Raw genomic sequence first — 1193 nt, 5'->3', positions numbered from 1 at the left:
TTGTCCACTTCCCCATTAATGAGACAGTGCTGAATTAGAGTTTTCTAATTTTTCTCGGTAAGCTGCCGGAGGCAGGTTACCCAGACTTTCATGTGTTCTTTCTTCGTTATAATCCAGTCGCCAGAACCAGGCCATTTCTCTTACCTGATTGAGGTTTTCAAACAAGTAAGCATCAAGGAACTCTCTGCGGAATGAACCGTTAAAGCGTTCAACAAAGCCATTTTGCTGTGGCTTACCTGGCTGGATATAGACCAGTTCAATATCATTGGTTTCACACCAATCCGTTAGCGTCGCCGAAATTAGCTCTGGGCCATTATCCATACGCAGCTGAGTTGGTAGTCCACGCTCAGCCTTAAGTTGTTCTAACACCCGTACGACACGGCCAGCGGGCAAAGACGTATCGACCTCTATAGCAAGGCACTCCCGCGTGCCTTCGTCCACCACATTCAGTGTTCTGAACCGTTTCCCGCAATATAAGGTGTCATGCATAAAGTCCAACGCCCATTGATGATTAGCCTGATCCAGCACTTCTAATGGCTGGGCTATTCGCTTGGGCAGTACCCGTTTAGTTCTGCGCCTCAGGTTCAATCCCATTTGGCAGTAAACTCGATAGACGCGCTTGTGGTTGAAGGGGAAGCCCTTGAACCTCATTCGGCCAAAACACTTCCAGAAGCCTGCTCGTGGCGACTTTTCCAAAACCGCATTGATGGCATCAATGACAGCAGCATCTACTTTGCGCCAGTCCCTCGCTTGACGATAAAAGGTCGCACGGCCAATACCAACGAACAGACAGGCCTTTACGATACTTAATCCTGCATCGACTAAGATGCTGGCGCATTCTCGTTTCTCTGCTGTCACCAACCCTTTTTTGCGACAAGCTCCTTAATGGCGTTATTTTCTAAGCTGACATCTGCAAACATCTTTTTGAGCTTGGCATTTTCTTCTTCAAGCTCTTTCAATCGTTTGACGTCAGACGCTTCCATGCCGCCGTATTTAGACTTCCAATTATAGTAGGTTGCACTGCTGATACCATGTTGACGGCAGACTTCCTCAACCTTCATACCTGCATCAACTTCTTTTAACACCCCGATGATCTGAGATTCTGTGTAGCGTGATTTTTTCATAGTCGTCTCCTGCATTAATCATTGCAGAAAACTCCAATTAAGTCTGTCTCAGTTTAGGGGAAGTGGACA

1 protein-coding gene is annotated in these 1193 nt (G+C 46.9%); it reads right to left on the bottom strand.

All coding sequences use genetic code 11. From position 1 onward, the window contains the following. Positions 1 to 15: 15 nt before the first annotated feature. Positions 16 to 1124 (bottom strand): IS3 family transposase gene (locus LHL20_RS20960; protein ID WP_226434696.1). Its coding sequence is split into 2 segments (ribosomal slippage): positions 16 to 872 and positions 872 to 1124, totalling 1110 coding nucleotides; the frame shifts between segments, so codons are not numbered across the junction. Between the last annotated feature and the right edge of the window lie 69 nt (positions 1125 to 1193).

The organism is Alteromonas sp. McT4-15 (assembly GCF_020515205.1).
Classification (GTDB): Bacteria; Pseudomonadota; Gammaproteobacteria; order Enterobacterales; family Alteromonadaceae; genus Alteromonas.
The sequence above is the reverse complement of the archived record's forward strand: the minus strand, read 5'-3'. Positions and strand labels throughout refer to the sequence as shown.